The sequence below is a fragment of the Rhizobium leguminosarum genome, assembly GCF_001679785.1.
GTDB classification, from domain to species: domain Bacteria; phylum Pseudomonadota; class Alphaproteobacteria; order Rhizobiales; family Rhizobiaceae; genus Rhizobium; species Rhizobium leguminosarum_R.
This window is the reverse complement of record NZ_CP016286.1, coordinates 1,911,461-1,925,921: the sequence shown is the minus strand read 5'-3', so window position 1 is coordinate 1,925,921 and position 14,461 is coordinate 1,911,461. Positions and strand designations below refer to the sequence as shown.

Here is a 14,461-nt window from a genome sequence, read left to right as displayed (position 1 = left end):
AGAACGACGCGCGTGACGTTTTTGCTGTTAATTCCTCGCCATAGGATAGAATATAAGAGCAATCGAATATATGGCAGCCGACAGCCTACACACCATGTCTGACCGCAAGGAGGATTTGAGATGGCTAGACCTCATGCATTGTTACTCGCCACGGGCCTGTTCCTGCCTTTTGCAGAGTTTCCATTTTCGCCACATCTGATGCCGACCGCCGCCGCCCAGGAGCCTGCCGCTTCCAGTCCCGTCGCGACGGAAGACAACGCGCCGGCGCCGCTGAGTGAGGACGAACTCGAAATCCTGGTGGCGCGGATTGCACTTTATCCGGACGAACTGGTCGCGCTCGTCACATCGGCGTCGCTCTATCCGCTGCAGGTCGTGGAAGCAGCCCGGTTTCTCGAAACCTTGAAGAAGCAGCCCGAGCTCAAGCCGAAGACGACGTGGGACGGCAGCATCGTATCGCTGCTGAACTATCCCCAGATCGTCACGATGATGAGCGACGATCTGGACTGGACGCAGTCGCTCGGAGAGGCGCTCTCCTACCAGCAGAAGGACGTTCTAATCGCGATACAGCAACTGCGCGACAAAGCGGTCGCCGACGGCATCATCAAGACCGACGACAAGATCAAGGTCAGCCAGGAGAACGACAATGTGGTGATCGTCTCCGCCAGTCCCGACAAGATCTACGTTCCGCAATACGCGCCGGAGATGCTGTATGAACCAAACTATGTGGCCGCGCCTATCGGCTACTATTCAGAGCCCTATCCGAACTACTACTATCCGACCGCCACCTTTTTTGCCGGCGTGGTGACGGGAGCAGTGTGGGCGGCTGCCGTCGACTGGAACCGCTGGGGTGTATGGGGCGGGCGCTGGAACGGCAACGTCGATATCGACTGCAACAACTGCTTCAACAACATCAACGGCAAAGTGAATATCAACGACGTCGACTGGAAGAAGGTCGACCGCAGCAAGATCGGTTTCGACAGCGCGCAGTTCAACAAGATCGACCGCAGCTCCTTCCGGACCAGTATCGAGGCGAACGGCAACAACAGGGTCGGAGCAAGAGGCAAAGACCGTGCGAACACGGTCCGCGACCAGCCAGGCAAAGTCAGTGTCAACGATGTCCGCAAGAGCAAGATCGATGCGGACAGGGTCAATGCTACGCGCAACAAGGCAGGCAATACGGGAGTGGCTCCCGGGAGCGGGAAGGGCGCGCAGGCTGCGCAGAACCGCAGGCCCGAGGCAAGGACGCCGAACAGGGCTGCCGAAAACGCAAGGCCCGGGGTCAACGCCAAACGCCCGGTCGCAAAGCCGAAGCCTGCGGCCCGGGTCGACAGCCGGCCGAAAAAGCCGTCGGCCCTCGGTCAGGTCGACAGCGGCAGGCGCGCTGAGATGCAGTCCAACCGCGGCAGACAGGCCATGGCCGGCGGCAATCGCGGCGGTGGTGGAGAAATCCGCCGCGGCGGTGGTGGCGGCGGCCGTCGTCGATAACCGGAAGAAGGAGGAAAGTCATGACCAACTCAGTCAGAAACATGCTTCTGGGTTCGGTGTTCGCTTTTGCGGCTCTCGCCACCAATCCGGTTCCGGCATCTGCAGCAGAGCCATCCGATGCGACCGTCATCTCGGGCTTTGCCTCGCAGAGCGATCCGCCCGTATTCGAGATGCCGGAACAAGCTGTTGACGCCTTCAAGGCGGCGCTGGCGGCGGACGATTTCGACAAGTTCGCGGCGCTGCTCGGCATCGATGCAGCAAAAGCAAAGGCAGGCGAAGGGGTGATGGACACTTATGCACAAATCCGGGAGGGCACACAGAAGAAGGTCGTGGTGAAGGACGTCGATGGCCGCAAGATCATCGAGATCGGCGACAAAATGTGGCCGCTACCATTTCCGATCGTGAAGGGCGACGATGGCAAATGGGGTTTCGACACCTATGCCGGGTTCGAGGAGATCATCAATCGTCGCGTCGGCGAGAACGAATTGCAGACCATCGACACGATGAAGGCCTATGTCGATGCCCAAAAGGAATATTCTTCCGCCGACCACGATGATGACGGCGTTCTGGAATATGCCCAGAAACTGATCAGCGGCGACGGCAAAACTGACGGTCTCTATTGGTCGCCTGATCTCGGCGAGGGAGATAGCCCGGCGGGCAACGCTCTCGAAGACAATGCGGCGCTTGATAAGGCCAAGGCCGGCGAGGGCTACTACGGCTATCGCTACAGAATCATCGACGGCCAAGGGCCGAATATCGCGGGTGGAGAGTTCGATTATGTGATCAACGGCAATATGATCGCTGGATTTGCACTGATCGCCTGGCCGATCCGATATGGCGAAACCGGCGTGCACACATTCGCAGTCAACGCAAACGGTACGGTCTACCAGGCCGATCTGGGCCGGGAGACTGAAAAAATAGCTGCTGGTGTCAGGACTTTCAACCCGGGTGACAATTGGGACGTGACTGCTGATTGAACACGGTCGCGGATGTCTGGAACCAAGTCCGCTCCACCTCGTTGCCGCTTCGTATCTGGCAATGATGCAAAGGAGGAAACGATGATTTCCGCAGATCAGATTCGTGAACATATGGAAGTTCGGGCTGCCGACGGCACCCATGTCGGGACGGTCGATCACCTCGACGGCACCACCCGCATCAAACTGACGAAGACCGACTCGGGGGATGGAAAGCACCACTTGATCCCGCTCGATTGGGTCGATCACGTGGATGCCCACGTCCATCTGTCGAAGAACGCCAGAGATGTCCGAAGCCAATGGGCTACCATCAACTGACAGCCTGTCGGCTGCGGCGTGCGGGCCGCAGCCTCCTTCGAACAGGATGATTAGGGCATGACGTCGTCCCAAAAACGTTCACGCTTTTCGGCATCATGCTTTTAAAGGAACCCGCCATGTCGAAGCAATTGAAGAGGGGCGATGAGGTCAGCTGGAATACCAGCCAGGGAAAGACCAAGGGCAGCGTGATTAGGAAGCAGACCAGCCAGACGAAGATCAAGGGTCACACAGTGAAGGCCACGGTGGCAGAGCCGCAGTATATCGTCGAAAGCGAAAAATCGGGAAAGCGAGCCGCGCACAAGCCCGACGAACTCAGGAAGCTCTGACGACCGCGGGCACTTTATTCAGGTACAAGGAGATCGAATATGCCAGCCAAGTCGAAAGCCCAGCAAAAGGCTGCGGGTGCCGCGCTCTCGGCAAAGCGCGGCGAGACGCCGAAGAAGGAGCTCAAGGGCGCTTCGAAGCAGATGGTCGAGTCCATGAGCGAAAAGCAGCTCGAAGAGTTTGCCTCGACCAAGAGAAAGGGCAAACCGGAACACGCCTCGAAATAGACGGCGAAATCATGGCGCCCCCGGCTCAGGTCGTCGTCGATTGTATGGAAAATTCCGCGACGTCGTGCGACTCGGAGACGGCGGCCAGGATTGCGCGGGCGGATGCGTCTGGATCTTTCGTGAGCCAGCGCAATTCGAAGGCCGCCCCGATGCGGCCGTCCTCGGTCCGTTTCAGCGATCCGAACAGCGTGCTGCATTCGAGAGGGCTAAGCACATCCGACAGATCGGGAATACCGGAGTTCGGACAGTAGATAACGAGCGTTGCCTTGCGTTCGGACCGTAGCCACGTGTCCAGTTGCTTCATCGGCGACAACACGATGAAGGCCACCAGGGTAGCCACCGTCCCCGTCACGATCTGGCCGCCGCCGAAGCAGAGGCCGACGACGGTCATGAACCACATGGTCGCGGCCGTCGTGACGCCCGTCATCGTGTCGCCGCGCCTCAGGATCACTCCGCCGCCGATGAAGCCGACGCCCGTGAGCACGCCGAGGGGAAAGCGCAGCACGTCCATTTGCGTGAAAAAGTTGAACGTTTTTCCGTAGGTCGATAGAAGGAGATTGGCTTGGATCATTGCCAGGCAAGCGGCAAGCGCCACCAGGATCGTGGTCCTGAAGCCTGCGGCATGACCGCCGCGCTCGCGGTCGAGACCGATGAGGCCGCCGGCGACCACCGTCAGTACGATCCGTGAAGCGATGTCCCACCAGCTCGGTGTCAGCGGCATCGCGTCGGTCAGGAGTGAAGGCATCGTCTGATCCTGACGGTGTTGCCGCTCCTTCGCTGCTGGCGGGGCATTCGTTCCTCCTGCGCTACAGTGCCTCCGGATGAGATAAACGCAATGCCGGCCAGGACGTTCCCTTTGCCTCGGGGTCATGGAGGTTTGCCCAGACGGCAATATTGGCGGTTTATCGGCGGTCGGTGTATGCTTCCGAACGGGGGACTATTCCCCACCACCAACCATAAGAGCGCATGGCGTCTAAAACGGAGTTTCAATTGGCCGTTGCCTTCACTAAGGAAGAGAGTTTCGAAACCGCTTCGGAAACCCTGCTGCCCGATCGTCCGATTTCGCCGCATCCGAACCTGATCACGGAAGCGGGATTGAAGGCTCTGGAATTACAGTTCCGGCAGGCTCGCGAGGCCTATGATGCTGCGAGCCCCATCGAAGACGTGAACGAACGGCGGCGGCAGACGGCCAATCCCTTGCGTGATCTTCGCTACTTAGCCGCAAGACTTCGCACCGCGCAGCTCATGCCTGCCCCCACGTCAATCGATACCGTCGCCTTCGGCAGCACGGTGACTTTCCGTAGTGATGATGGCCGTGTGCAGACCTATCGCATTGTCGGAGAGGACGAGGCCGATCCGAAGGCCGGGTCCATTTCCTATGTCTCCCCGGTGGCGCGGCTCCTGATGGGCAAGGCTGTTGGGGATATGGTGGAGACAGGGGGCCAGGAACTGGAGATCATCGCCATCGCATAGGAGTGCTCTATTCGCGTAGTCCGCTCATTATTTTGGTACTATCCGGTACTTTATTTATCGAACCTTTACCATCCGTGGCTAGAACGATGACATTCCATATCGAAAGTCATGCTCATGGTCAGCGCAATTTCAGTTTCGCATCCACCATTTTGAGTTCAGCCGCTTCAACCTCGTCTTCCAGTTCGTCGGATCAGCTTGCCTCTCTTTGAGGCGCAGCTTGCCGAAAAGCAGGCAGCCCTGTCGGAAACGCAGGACGAGCAAGAGAAGGCTACGATCGAAAAATCCATCGCGACGCTGGAAGCGAAGATTGCCAAGATCGAAGCGAGCGAGAGCAGCCAAACTCAGGCGGCTGCTGCATCGAAGCCTGCCGGTGGCGCTCCGAAAGAACTTTCCGGCGAAAGCGAGCGTATCGGCACGACGAATTTTGACGAGACCAGCGAGTTCGGCAGCCGCACGGCTCACATCTGATAAAAGCGACCCGTTCACCGGGATGATGCTGCATTTTGAGTGATGCATCAAAGCCGGCGCTTGGCCACGGTGACGACTTCGCGTGTCAGATCCGCCAGGCGGTCGGCGGCGAGGCGATTTATCTGCCAGTAGAGCGGGACATCGAGTGGCGTGTCGGGCACCAGCTCGATCAGCCGTCCGGATGCGAGGTGCTCGCGGGTCAGCTGGGTCGGGTTCATTCCCCATCCCATGCCTGAAAGGCTCGCCTCGACGAAGCTCTGCGGCGACGGCAGCCAGTGGGTGGGATAATCGAGATCGCGTCCGAATGTTCGCCTGATCCAACTGCTCTGCAGCCTGTCCTTTTGATTGAAGGTCAGCGCCGGAGCGTCGCGGATCGCCTCTGATGTCACGCCCTGCGGAAAATGGCTTGTGACGAAGTCGGGGGTTGCCGTTGCATGGTAGCGCAGAACGCCGAGGGCAAAACGCCGGCATCCGCGGACCGGTTTTTCCAGGCTGGTGACGGCGGCGATCACCCGTCCGCGCTGCAGCCATTCGGCGGTATGGTCCTGGTCGTCGACGGCGACGTTCAGCAGATAGGAAGAGCTTTTGGCAAAATTCGACATGGCCTCGACGAACCATGTTCCGAGGCTGTCGGCGTTCGTCGCGATTTGAAGCGTGACCCTTTGGCGTGGTTCGTCGGGATCGACGAGGGCGGGCAGTTGCCCGAAGAGTTCTGCTTCGAGCATGCCGACATTCTCCATATGGCGGCAGAGCCATTCTCCCTTTTCGGTCGCCGTGCACGGCGTGCCTCTGACGATGAGGACGACGCCGAGACGCTCCTCGAGCTGCTTCACGCGCTGCGAAATGGCCGAAGGGGTCACGTTCAAGGCGGTCGCAGCTCTTTCGAAGCTGCCTGTCTGGACAATAGTTGCGACGGCGCGAAGAGCGGGATAGTCGAGCATGGATTAGTTTCACTTAATCTGGGTAAGCTGGATTAATTAGCCTAATTCTCGAAATAGCGATAGCGCAACCTCACCGAAATGAGGGGCGTTGGCCGAAGAGATGAATTTTTCGATCTATGGAACCGGCCTGATGATGGGCCTCAGCCTGATCGTCGCCATCGGCGCGCAGAACGCCTTCATTCTCCGTCAGGGCTTGCGCAACGAACATAACTTCGCCGTCTGCCTCGCATGCGCGGTATCAGATGCCGCGCTGATCGTGCTTGGCGTGACCAGCCTCCATCAAATCGCCAGGTTCATGCCCTGGCTCGATCCCGTCATGCGCTACGGGGGAGCTATGTTTCTGGTCTGGTACGGGGCAAGAAGCCTCTATTCCGCCTTGCGGTCGTCCGCCGCTCTCACGGCCGCGGAAGCCAAGCCATCGAGCTTTCGGCAGGCGCTGGCAACTTGCCTCGCACTCACCTGGCTCAATCCGCATGTTTATCTCGACACCGTGGTGCTGCTCGGCACGATATCGACACGATATCCGGGAGAGCAGGCTTCTTTTGCGGCAGGGGCGGTGACGGGGTCCTTCCTGTTCTTCTTTTCGCTCGGATATGGCGCGAAGCGGTTGCGGCCGATCTTCTCGAAACCCTCATCCTGGCGCATGCTGGAAACGCTCGTCGCTTTCACGATGTGGATCATAGCGTTCAAGCTGCTGGGCGGGTTGTGACCGCCGTTCGGCTGTCGGTCGGCCGCTGCGGCGCAGGTCAAGCGGACGTTGCAAGTGGACCGCCATCGATCTGTCCAGATCCTGAGCGGATTCAAAGCGATGAAGCGTCTCTACCGCGTCCCATCGCATGCGCGGCGCTCCGGGACGGTCAACTCCATCTCGCGCTGACAATCTGCCAGCAGATGTGGCGGAAAACGCCTTAGTTCCCGGAGCGCATGCTCATGGTTCGCATCCCTGCGCCTCTGCGACTTGAATGCGGAAAAGGCCTGTACGATATTCCAGATGCTTGTTTGAGACATGTCGGGCCTCCTTTGCTGCATTTAGCTGCCGACGCTCGAAATATGGGTGTCAATTGACATTCAATCAAACAAAATGATATGGGGTTATAAATCAGAAAAATTGAAAGATGCGACGATGAGCATTCCCTTTCGCCGTCCCATTCCGCTGCTTGACAACGAAGTGCTGCGTACCTTCGTGGCGATCGCCGAAACAGGCAATTTTTCGACCGCCGCAGAGGCTGTCTTCCGCACGCCGTCGGCGGTATCGATGCAGATCAAGAAGCTTGAAGAACAACTGGGGGCGACGCTCTTTCTGCGCGACGCCCGCTCGGTATCGCTGACGCGCCACGGCGAGATGTTGCTGTCCTATGCCCGCAACATCCTGGCGCTATCCAACGAGGCGGTGTCGCGCTTCATCATGCCGGAGCTCAGCGGCGTCGTGCGGCTCGGCGCGCCGGAGGATATCGGCGAACGGCTGCTGCCGAGCATCTTGAAGAGTTTCGCCGAGAGCTATCCCGGCATCATGGTCGACGTGACGATCGACATGAGCATCGGGCTGAAGAAACGCATGGAGGAGCAGCGGCTCGACCTGGCCTTGATCAACTGTGCGACACGGCCGTTCCCGACGGGCGGTGAGGTGGTGTTCCGCGAGCGGCTGGTCTGGGCCGGCGCCAAGTGCGGTTCGGCGCATCGCCGCGATCCGCTGCCGATCTCGATCTGGGAAGACGGCTGCATCTGGCGCCAGGAGGCGCTCTCGCAGCTCGAACGCAACAAGCGGCACTATCGCGTCGCCTATCTCAGCGGCCACACGATGGCGCAGCGCGCCGCCGTGCTGTCCGATCTCGCCATTGCGCCGCTGCCGCTGTCCTATGTCAACGAGGACATGGCGATCCTCGGGCCTCAGGAAGGACTGCCGGAGCTCGGCGCCTTCGATATTCGCTTGCTGACCGCCTCGCAGGTATCGGGGCCGATCGAGACTGTGGCCGACAGCATTCGAGGCGCCTTTGCCGAGAGAGCGAAGGCGGTCGCCGCCTAGCCGCATAGTCCCCGAAAACCTGATTCAATTTTTGGGAAAGGATTACGCGCCGATTGAGGTGTGATAGGGCGTCCTTTGCGCTAGCTTGTATCCTTCCAACCAGTGAACCTTTTGGTTTGTCGTGCGTTATCGGCGCGGACGGCAATTGTCGCCGTTCGGGGTTGATTTCAAACAAGGATATCCGAGATGACGACAACGGCCAAAATTGCCGCAGCCTTGATAGTTCTTCTTGCCCTTTCTTCCTGCGGCAACACGATCCGCGGCATAGGAAAAGATACGGCAAACACCGTGAACGCCACGCAGGACGCCGGCCGCTCAGTCGACCGCGCCGCGAAGAAGTAGCGACCGTTCAGATCGCTGCTAGAATCGCCGGATCAGGTGCTGACCCGGCGCGCAACTATTGGCGGGGTCCGGATCATCCTAACGGATGACCGGGGGATAAACCTTTTCCAGCCCGCCGGATCGGTCGAGACCGGTCCGGAAGGCCTGGTAGGCGGGGTGCTGGCTGGAGCGGGCGGTTTCCGTCAGCCGAATCTGCAACCGGTCCGGCGCATGGCTTCCGAGCCAGACTCCCAGATTTTCGAGCTTCAGCGAGTTTAGGAAACGCGATCCGGCGGCGAGATCGAGATGGCGCCGCAGGCCGTCGAGCAGGTTGTCGTCCTGGGCGGCGTTTTCCATGAGCAGCGCCAGGTAGGACTTGTCGGTCTCCGACAGGGCGGCGAGCTTTTCCGCAACGGTATCGCGGTCGGGAAAGGGAACATTGCCTGTCATCGAATCGTCCATGCTTGATCGTGTTTTGGCCGTTATAAGCTCGCCTTGACCTTCTCGGCTACATCGACCGGGACCCATTTCGTCCACAGACTCTCGTAATTGCGAAGGAAATAGATCGCGGCATCCTCGTTGCTTTCGCGGTTTTCGTCCTGCCAGGCGAGCACCTGGTTGATCGTCGCATTGTCCCATTTGCGGGTCTTGAGATAGGCCGTGACAGGTTCGGCGCGGCTGGCGAAGGACCTGGTCATCAGTGTGAAGGCGCGCGAGACCGGGTAGGAATTGAGCTGAGGTCGGGCACAGCCGGCAACCGCGGTGCAGCGGTCCCATTCATTCTTGTTGTGGCCGACGCCGAAGCTCAGGCGCGTCATGTCGTATTTGCCGAGGATGGCGGTCGGCGCCCAGTAATAACCGAGCCATCCGATCTTGTTGTCGAAGGCGCGGGCAATCGAGGCGTCGAGCCGTTCGGGACTGCTGGTCTCGACGAGCTCGAAGCCCTTCTTGTCGGCGGCAAGCGCCTTGAACAGGTTGGTGGTCGATATCTGACAGCTCCAGTCGGCAGGGCAGTTGTAAACTGCGCCTTTCGACGGGTCGTCCTCGGCGGGGAAGAGTTCGGGATGTTTCAGCGCGTCCTCGACCGAGCGGATATCGGGGTGGGCGTCGGCGATAAATTTCGGAATCCACCAACCCTCGACGGCGCCGTCGGCCAGGATTTCGGCCCCCTGTACCAGCCGGCCGGTATTGACAGCCTGATCGAGCAGGGACCTGACGGAATTGATCCAGTATTCCGAGGCGATGTCCGGGATGCCTTTCTCATTCATCGAGGCGAAGGTCGGCAGGGTGTCGCCATCGACGATGGTGACCGAGCAGCCGTAGCCCTTTTCCAGGATGATCTTGTCGAAACTCGCCGCAATGCCTGCCGAGGCCCATTTCATTTCGGCGATCGAAACGCTGCCGCATTCGGCGGCTTCGGCCGGCGTGACGGTAGAAAGAGCCGCGGCAAAGACGGCCGGAATCAGAAACGTCTTCATCGTCATTCCCCGAATTCTTCTTAGGCGGACGTGCAGCAGGCTCTGAAATTCACCGACAAATCTCTCCGGCACCCGAATGGAAAATGCCTGCCGGGGCGATAGCGCAACAGGCTTTCCGGTTCATGGGCAAGCCGTGTTCAACAATGGCGTGTTATGACGGAGCCTACGCGTTCGCTCGCAGAAATCAACCATCTTCTGCTCATGGTTGCGTGACTAAATTATTGAATTCGAAGAATTTATGTCAGCATTCCGAAATTGGCGCTCTCGGGCGAAAAGCACACTCTCGGCGACAGGCTGCGGATCTTCGGCAGAAATTTTGGCCAGAATGTCAAAAAAGATCAAAATTAACATTTGCGTAAGCCTTCAATAACTCTCCGGTAAGAATGTGCCGTTATCAGTTGGGTCGTGGCAGCAATGACCGCCGCTTCTCCGGTTCAGGTAGTGCGTACCGGAGAAAGCGAGCTTCGCCGTGTAAGGGCGAAGACGCCTGAGTTTTTCGGCAAACCGCGCAGAGCCAAGGCCATGCGCGGTTTTCGCGTTTTGGAAACCTGCCCCAAACCAAGTCTTGCCCCGGGCCAAGTCTTGACCTGGGATTGCCGCCCATTGTAGGCCTCGCCTGAACGAGAGGCGAATGCGGGCCACCATGGCAAGAGCGATCATGCTGCAGGGAACCGGCTCCGATGTCGGCAAGACGGTGCTGGTTGCGGGCCTCTGCCGGCTGGCGGCCAATCGTGGCCTGACGGTCCGACCATTCAAGCCGCAGAACATGTCGAACAATGCGGCGGTCGCCGATGACGGCGGCGAGATCGGCCGGGCGCAGTGGCTGCAGTCGCTGGCTGCGCGCACGCCATCCTCGGTGCACATGAACCCGGTGCTGCTTAAGCCGCAATCGGAAAATGGCAGCCAGATCATCGTGCAGGGCAAGGTGTTCGGGCAGGCGAAGGGGCGAGACTACCAGCGGCTGAGGCCGCAGCTTCTCGGCGCCGTGCTCGAAAGTTTCGAAAAAGTGGCTGCGGGGGCCGACCTCGTTATTGTCGAGGGCGCCGGATCGCCGGCCGAGATCAATCTCAGGGCCGGCGATATCGCCAATATGGGCTTTGCGACGCGTGCCGGCGTGCCGGTCGTGCTCGTCGGCGATATCGACCGCGGCGGGGTCATTGCCTCGCTGGTCGGCACGCATGCAATCCTCGACGAGGGCGACCGGGCGACGATTGCGGGCTATATCATCAACAAGTTCCGCGGCGACGTCTCGCTGTTTGACGACGGCATCCGCGCCATCGAAGGCTTTACCGGCTGGTCGTGTTTCGGCATCGTGCCGTGGCTGCCGGGTGCTGCGCGCCTGCCGGCCGAAGATTCGGTCGTGCTCGAACGGCTGGCGAGGGGCGGGGCGGGCGCGCTGAAAATCGCCGTGCCTGTGCTGCCGCGCATCGCCAATTTCGACGATCTCGACCCGCTGCGGACCGAGCCGGATGTCGAGCTGGTCTTCGTGCGATCAGGCGAGCGGATCCCTGCCGATGCGGGCCTCGTCGTACTTCCCGGCTCGAAATCGACAATATCGGATCTCGACGACTTCAGGGCTGAGGGCTGGGACCGCGATCTCCAGGCGCATGTCAGGCGCGGCGGCCGGGTGATCGGCATCTGCGGCGGTTACCAGATGCTCGGCCGCATGGTGCACGATCCGCTCGGCATCGAGGGCGGGACGCTGGAGACACCGGGGCTTGGGCTGCTCGATATCGAGACCGAGATGGCGCCGGAAAAGACCGTGCGCAACAGCAAGGCTCGCTCGACCGAATATGACGCGCCGCTTGCCGGCTACCAGATCCATCTCGGCATCACCCGCGGCCCGGATTGCGATCGGCCTTCGGCGATCATCGACGGCGCGCCCGACGGTGCGTTGTCGGCCGACGGCCGGATCATGGGCACCTATCTGCACGGCCTCTTCGGCAGTGACACTTACCGCGCTCGACTGCTTCAAAGCTTCGGCCTATCAGGCGAGCAGCGGAATTACCGCGAGAGCGTCGAGCAGGCGCTCGACGAGATCGCCGGAGAATTGGAACGTCATCTCGATCCGCGCTGGCTGGCCGGGCTGCTCGGTTAGGCCGCACCTCGTAGCATCATCGGCCGTCGTTCGGCTATTGCCAAATTAGTTGACTGAGTCCATTAATTGTCGCGACGGCGGGCCTGGTTGAGAGCGACGAAAACTGTGAGCATATTGGATAGATTTTCACTGGCAGGTCAGGTGGCGCTCGTGACCGGCGGCGGCCGTGGTCTGGGCTTCGAGATTGCGCGCGCCCTTGCCGAGGCCGGCGCGCATGTCATCGTCAACGGACGCACGGCGGCAACGCTGGAAGATGCCGTCAGGATCATACGCGCCGCGGGCGGCACGGCGGAGGCGGCTGCATTCGACATCGCCGACCGCGAGGCTCAACGTGCTGCGATGGCCGATATCGACAAGATCCATGGCCGTCTCGATATTCTGATCAACAATGTCGGCGCCCGCGACAGGCGGCCGCTGGCCGAATTCGACGATGATGCGATCATCGAGCTGCTGCGCACCGACCTGGCGGCGGCGATGACGCTTTCGCGTGACGCTGCCGTGCTGATGAAGCGACGCAACCACGGCCGCCTGATCGCTGTAACCTCGATCAGCGGCCATGTCGTCATGCCTGGCGACTGCGTCTATCCGGCAGCCAAGCAGGGACTGACCGGACTGATGCGCGGCATGGCGGTCGAATTCGGCCCGCACGGCATCACCAGCAATGCGATTGCGCCCGGCTGGTTTGCCACCGAGACGAACGCTGCGATGGCCTCGAACGAGGATTTGATGCCGTTCGTGCGCCAACGAATCCCGGTCCAGCGCTGGGGACGCCCGGACGAGATCGCCGGCGCCGCGCTGTTTCTTGCAAGCGACGCCGCTTCCTTCGTCAACGGCCACGTACTGACAGTGGACGGCGGCATGACGGTCCGGATGTGAGATATCCGCAGACGCTGCGGCATCGTCTTTCATTTCTGCGGCACTCTCCACTGCTTCTCGTCGGAGGTGAATGACGGTAACGGCAGGTATCACTTGCTCAGCCTGGCTTGTGGTCGTCGTAGCCGGAGTCCATGGCTAGAAATATCTGCCTGACTCGACTATTGGTTGATGTGGCAACGCCCCGGTTGGTCATCGCCGTCCATTTGCCCGATTTCCGACCATAAACTGCGTCGGTCATTTGGAGGTTCGGAAATTAACAATAATATTCAGTGGCTTATAGAACATGGAATCACAGCTGAGCATATTGGCGAGCTGATAGCCGGATTGTGCGATCGGCTGATCGCGGATGGCTTTCCGATCTGGCGGGGAAGTATTGCGATGCCGTCTATTCATCCCATGTATGGCGGCGTCTCGGCCAATTTCTTGCGCGGCGGTGCAACCACGATCGAGAATGCCGAATATGGCAGTGCGGCAGTCCTGAATTTCGAGAAGACGCCGATCTATTTTCTTTTGGGCCGTGGCGAAACGTCAGGTCGATGGAACATCGCCAAGGGTGAGGGTGTCGATGACTATCCGCAGCTTGCGGAATTCGCGCATGGCGGCGGCACGGATCACCTGGTCAGCCTGCTGGAATTCCCAAAGGAGGCTGCGCTGCGCGGGGTCAGTCTGTCTCTCACAAGCGACAGGCCGGGCGGATTTTCTGACGACCAATTGGCGATCGTCGCGAAGCTCTTCCCGGCGCTGGGGCTGGCTTGCTACCGCATCGCGGCATCGAAAACCGCTGCGGATATCCTCGCCGTCTACACGGGTGCCAAAACAAGCGCACGCATCCTTGCAGGCGAGATCCAGAGAGGAAAGGGTGGCTCGATCAATGCTGCGATCCTGCTTGCGGATCTCAGGAATTTCACGGCGTTGACCGAAGTCTATCAGCCAGGCGAAATCGCCGGGTTTCTGGACGAGCATTTCGAGCTGATCGGCCGGCATGTCGAGGAGAATTCCGGCGAGATCCTCAAGTTCATGGGCGACAGCGTGCTGGCGATCTTTCCGACCGATGCCGAAGACCAGCAAAAGGCGTGCATGGCTGCACTGGCTTCTGCAAGGAATATTCTGGAAGCCAACAAGGTGCTGAACGGTCAGCGGAGGAACGGTGGAGGTCCTGACATCGGCGTCGATGTCGTGCTGCATCTCGGCGAGGTCTTCTATGGAAATATCGGGGCGCGCGGCAGGCTTGATTTCACGGTCATCGGCAGCGCCGTCAACGAGGCCTCGCGGCTTGAAAAGCTCTGCGGCACGCTTGAGCAGGACCTGCTGATGTCGGAGAGCTTCGCGGCCACTTGCGCCGTGGCCTGCGAGTACCTGGGTTCGTTTGAATTGCGTGGCGTTTCGAAACGGGCAGAGGTGTTCAAACTCGCCGACGCCGTATCCTGAAGCGTCGATCCGATCGGCGCGACGGTG

Annotated in this window: 17 protein-coding genes and 1 pseudogene; 13 read left to right on the top strand and 5 right to left on the bottom strand. The window is 60.0% G+C overall.

Annotated features, from left to right (window positions below; translation table 11 throughout):
• Window positions 1-120: 120 nt before the first annotated feature.
• The 5 genes from BA011_RS09650 to BA011_RS09630 all read left to right on the top strand — a co-directional run bounded on the left by BA011_RS09650 (window position 121) and on the right by BA011_RS09630 (window position 3,328).
• Window positions 121-1,485, top strand: a complete 1,365-nt coding sequence (locus BA011_RS09650) for a DUF3300 domain-containing protein (protein WP_065280279.1) — start codon at window positions 121-123, stop codon at window positions 1,483-1,485.
• Between the two features lie 20 nt (window positions 1,486-1,505).
• Entirely contained in the window at window positions 1,506-2,462 is a 957-nt protein-coding gene (locus tag BA011_RS09645; protein WP_065280278.1) for a DUF2950 domain-containing protein, read from the top strand.
• Window positions 2,463-2,543: 81 nt separating this feature from the next.
• A complete protein-coding gene (locus BA011_RS09640) occupies window positions 2,544-2,777 on the top strand; it encodes a DUF2171 domain-containing protein (RefSeq protein ID WP_017960856.1) in 234 nt (77 codons plus the stop codon).
• Window positions 2,778-2,893: 116 nt separating this feature from the next.
• Entirely contained in the window at window positions 2,894-3,103 is a 210-nt protein-coding gene (locus BA011_RS09635; RefSeq protein ID WP_065280277.1) for a DUF2945 domain-containing protein, read from the top strand.
• A gap of 39 nt (window positions 3,104-3,142) precedes the next feature.
• Window positions 3,143-3,328, top strand: a complete 186-nt coding sequence (locus BA011_RS09630) for a DUF3008 family protein (protein WP_003564288.1) — start codon at window positions 3,143-3,145, stop codon at window positions 3,326-3,328.
• A 25-nt stretch (window positions 3,329-3,353) separates the two neighbouring features.
• Here the strand turns inward: BA011_RS09630 and BA011_RS09625 are convergent, their stop codons facing one another.
• A complete protein-coding gene (locus tag BA011_RS09625; RefSeq protein WP_065280276.1) occupies window positions 3,354-4,073 on the bottom strand; it encodes an MgtC/SapB family protein in 720 nt (239 codons plus the stop codon).
• Window positions 4,074-4,318: 245 nt separating this feature from the next.
• Here BA011_RS09625 and greA point away from each other — a divergent pair, with 245 nt between their 5' ends.
• Together greA and BA011_RS09615 are read left to right on the top strand one after the other, a co-directional pair.
• Window positions 4,319-4,801 (top strand): transcription elongation factor GreA, encoded by a 483-nt coding sequence (gene greA, locus BA011_RS09620; RefSeq protein ID WP_065280275.1) that lies wholly within the window; start codon window positions 4,319-4,321, stop codon window positions 4,799-4,801.
• A gap of 108 nt (window positions 4,802-4,909) precedes the next feature.
• Window positions 4,910-5,269: pseudogene (locus BA011_RS09615) on the top strand (hypothetical protein).
• Window positions 5,270-5,316: 47 nt separating this feature from the next.
• On the opposite strand, the gene BA011_RS09610 reads toward BA011_RS09615, so the two are convergent.
• Window positions 5,317-6,210, bottom strand: coding sequence for a LysR family transcriptional regulator ArgP (locus BA011_RS09610; RefSeq protein ID WP_065280274.1), 894 nt, complete (start codon window positions 6,208-6,210; stop codon window positions 5,317-5,319).
• A gap of 100 nt (window positions 6,211-6,310) precedes the next feature.
• On the opposite strand from BA011_RS09610, the gene BA011_RS09605 reads away from it, so the two are divergent.
• Entirely contained in the window at window positions 6,311-6,919 is a 609-nt protein-coding gene (locus BA011_RS09605; RefSeq protein WP_065282478.1) for a LysE/ArgO family amino acid transporter, read from the top strand.
• 110 nt (window positions 6,920-7,029) lie between these two features.
• On the opposite strand, the gene BA011_RS45010 is transcribed toward BA011_RS09605, so the two are convergent.
• Window positions 7,030-7,218 carry a hypothetical protein gene (locus BA011_RS45010; protein WP_151343415.1) on the bottom strand — a complete coding sequence of 63 codons (189 nt, stop codon included), beginning with the start codon at window positions 7,216-7,218 and terminating at the stop codon, window positions 7,030-7,032.
• A gap of 73 nt (window positions 7,219-7,291) precedes the next feature.
• Here BA011_RS45010 and BA011_RS09600 point away from each other — a divergent pair, with 73 nt between their 5' ends.
• Both BA011_RS09600 and BA011_RS09595 read left to right on the top strand, forming a co-directional pair.
• Window positions 7,292-8,233, top strand: coding sequence for a LysR family transcriptional regulator (locus tag BA011_RS09600; protein WP_017960848.1), 942 nt, complete (start codon window positions 7,292-7,294; stop codon window positions 8,231-8,233).
• A 186-nt stretch (window positions 8,234-8,419) separates the two neighbouring features.
• A complete protein-coding gene (locus BA011_RS09595) occupies window positions 8,420-8,575 on the top strand; it encodes an entericidin (protein WP_065280273.1) in 156 nt (51 codons plus the stop codon).
• A 78-nt stretch (window positions 8,576-8,653) separates the two neighbouring features.
• On the opposite strand, the gene BA011_RS09590 is transcribed toward BA011_RS09595, so the two are convergent.
• Window positions 8,654-9,016, bottom strand: a complete 363-nt coding sequence (locus tag BA011_RS09590; protein ID WP_186806529.1) for a hypothetical protein — start codon at window positions 9,014-9,016, stop codon at window positions 8,654-8,656.
• A gap of 20 nt (window positions 9,017-9,036) precedes the next feature.
• Window positions 9,037-10,038, bottom strand: coding sequence for a glycine betaine ABC transporter substrate-binding protein (locus tag BA011_RS09585; protein ID WP_186806528.1), 1,002 nt, complete (start codon window positions 10,036-10,038; stop codon window positions 9,037-9,039).
• 637 nt (window positions 10,039-10,675) lie between these two features.
• On the opposite strand from BA011_RS09585, the gene BA011_RS09580 reads away from it, so the two are divergent.
• The 3 genes from BA011_RS09580 (at window position 10,676) to BA011_RS09570 (ending at window position 14,434) form a co-directional block, all read left to right on the top strand.
• On the top strand, window positions 10,676-12,130 hold the full coding sequence (locus BA011_RS09580; RefSeq protein WP_065282475.1) for a cobyric acid synthase: 1,455 nt from the start codon (window positions 10,676-10,678) through the stop codon (window positions 12,128-12,130).
• Between the two features lie 105 nt (window positions 12,131-12,235).
• The gene (locus BA011_RS09575; RefSeq protein ID WP_065280272.1) at window positions 12,236-13,006 is read left to right on the top strand and encodes an SDR family oxidoreductase; all 771 of its coding nucleotides are present in this window, start codon (window positions 12,236-12,238) and stop codon (window positions 13,004-13,006) included.
• Window positions 13,007-13,174: 168 nt separating this feature from the next.
• A complete protein-coding gene (locus BA011_RS09570) occupies window positions 13,175-14,434 on the top strand; it encodes an adenylate/guanylate cyclase domain-containing protein (RefSeq protein ID WP_065280271.1) in 1,260 nt (419 codons plus the stop codon).
• Window positions 14,435-14,461: the final 27 nt, after the last annotated feature.

What these genes read in the sequence shown, in the direction of transcription:
- BA011_RS09570 (WP_065280271.1), top strand. Translation starts at nt 13,175, where the DNA reads ATGTGGCAACGCCCCGGTTGGTCATCGCCGTCCATTTGCCCGATTTCC.
- BA011_RS09610 (WP_065280274.1), bottom strand. Translation starts at nt 6,210, where the DNA reads ATGCTCGACTATCCCGCTCTTCGCGCCGTCGCAACTATTGTCCAGACA.
- BA011_RS09650 (WP_065280279.1), top strand. Translation starts at nt 121, where the DNA reads ATGGCTAGACCTCATGCATTGTTACTCGCCACGGGCCTGTTCCTGCCT.
- BA011_RS09630 (WP_003564288.1), top strand. Translation starts at nt 3,143, where the DNA reads ATGCCAGCCAAGTCGAAAGCCCAGCAAAAGGCTGCGGGTGCCGCGCTC.
- BA011_RS09595 (WP_065280273.1), top strand. Translation starts at nt 8,420, where the DNA reads ATGACGACAACGGCCAAAATTGCCGCAGCCTTGATAGTTCTTCTTGCC.
- BA011_RS09605 (WP_065282478.1), top strand. Translation starts at nt 6,311, where the DNA reads ATGAATTTTTCGATCTATGGAACCGGCCTGATGATGGGCCTCAGCCTG.
- BA011_RS09600 (WP_017960848.1), top strand. Translation starts at nt 7,292, where the DNA reads ATGATATGGGGTTATAAATCAGAAAAATTGAAAGATGCGACGATGAGC.
- BA011_RS09645 (WP_065280278.1), top strand. Translation starts at nt 1,506, where the DNA reads ATGACCAACTCAGTCAGAAACATGCTTCTGGGTTCGGTGTTCGCTTTT.
- BA011_RS09580 (WP_065282475.1), top strand. Translation starts at nt 10,676, where the DNA reads ATGGCAAGAGCGATCATGCTGCAGGGAACCGGCTCCGATGTCGGCAAG.
- BA011_RS09625 (WP_065280276.1), bottom strand. Translation starts at nt 4,073, where the DNA reads ATGCCTTCACTCCTGACCGACGCGATGCCGCTGACACCGAGCTGGTGG.
- BA011_RS45010 (WP_151343415.1), bottom strand. Translation starts at nt 7,218, where the DNA reads ATGTCTCAAACAAGCATCTGGAATATCGTACAGGCCTTTTCCGCATTC.
- BA011_RS09640 (WP_017960856.1), top strand. Translation starts at nt 2,544, where the DNA reads ATGATTTCCGCAGATCAGATTCGTGAACATATGGAAGTTCGGGCTGCC.
- BA011_RS09590 (WP_186806529.1), bottom strand. Translation starts at nt 9,016, where the DNA reads ATGGACGATTCGATGACAGGCAATGTTCCCTTTCCCGACCGCGATACC.
- BA011_RS09635 (WP_065280277.1), top strand. Translation starts at nt 2,894, where the DNA reads ATGTCGAAGCAATTGAAGAGGGGCGATGAGGTCAGCTGGAATACCAGC.
- BA011_RS09585 (WP_186806528.1), bottom strand. Translation starts at nt 10,038, where the DNA reads ATGACGATGAAGACGTTTCTGATTCCGGCCGTCTTTGCCGCGGCTCTT.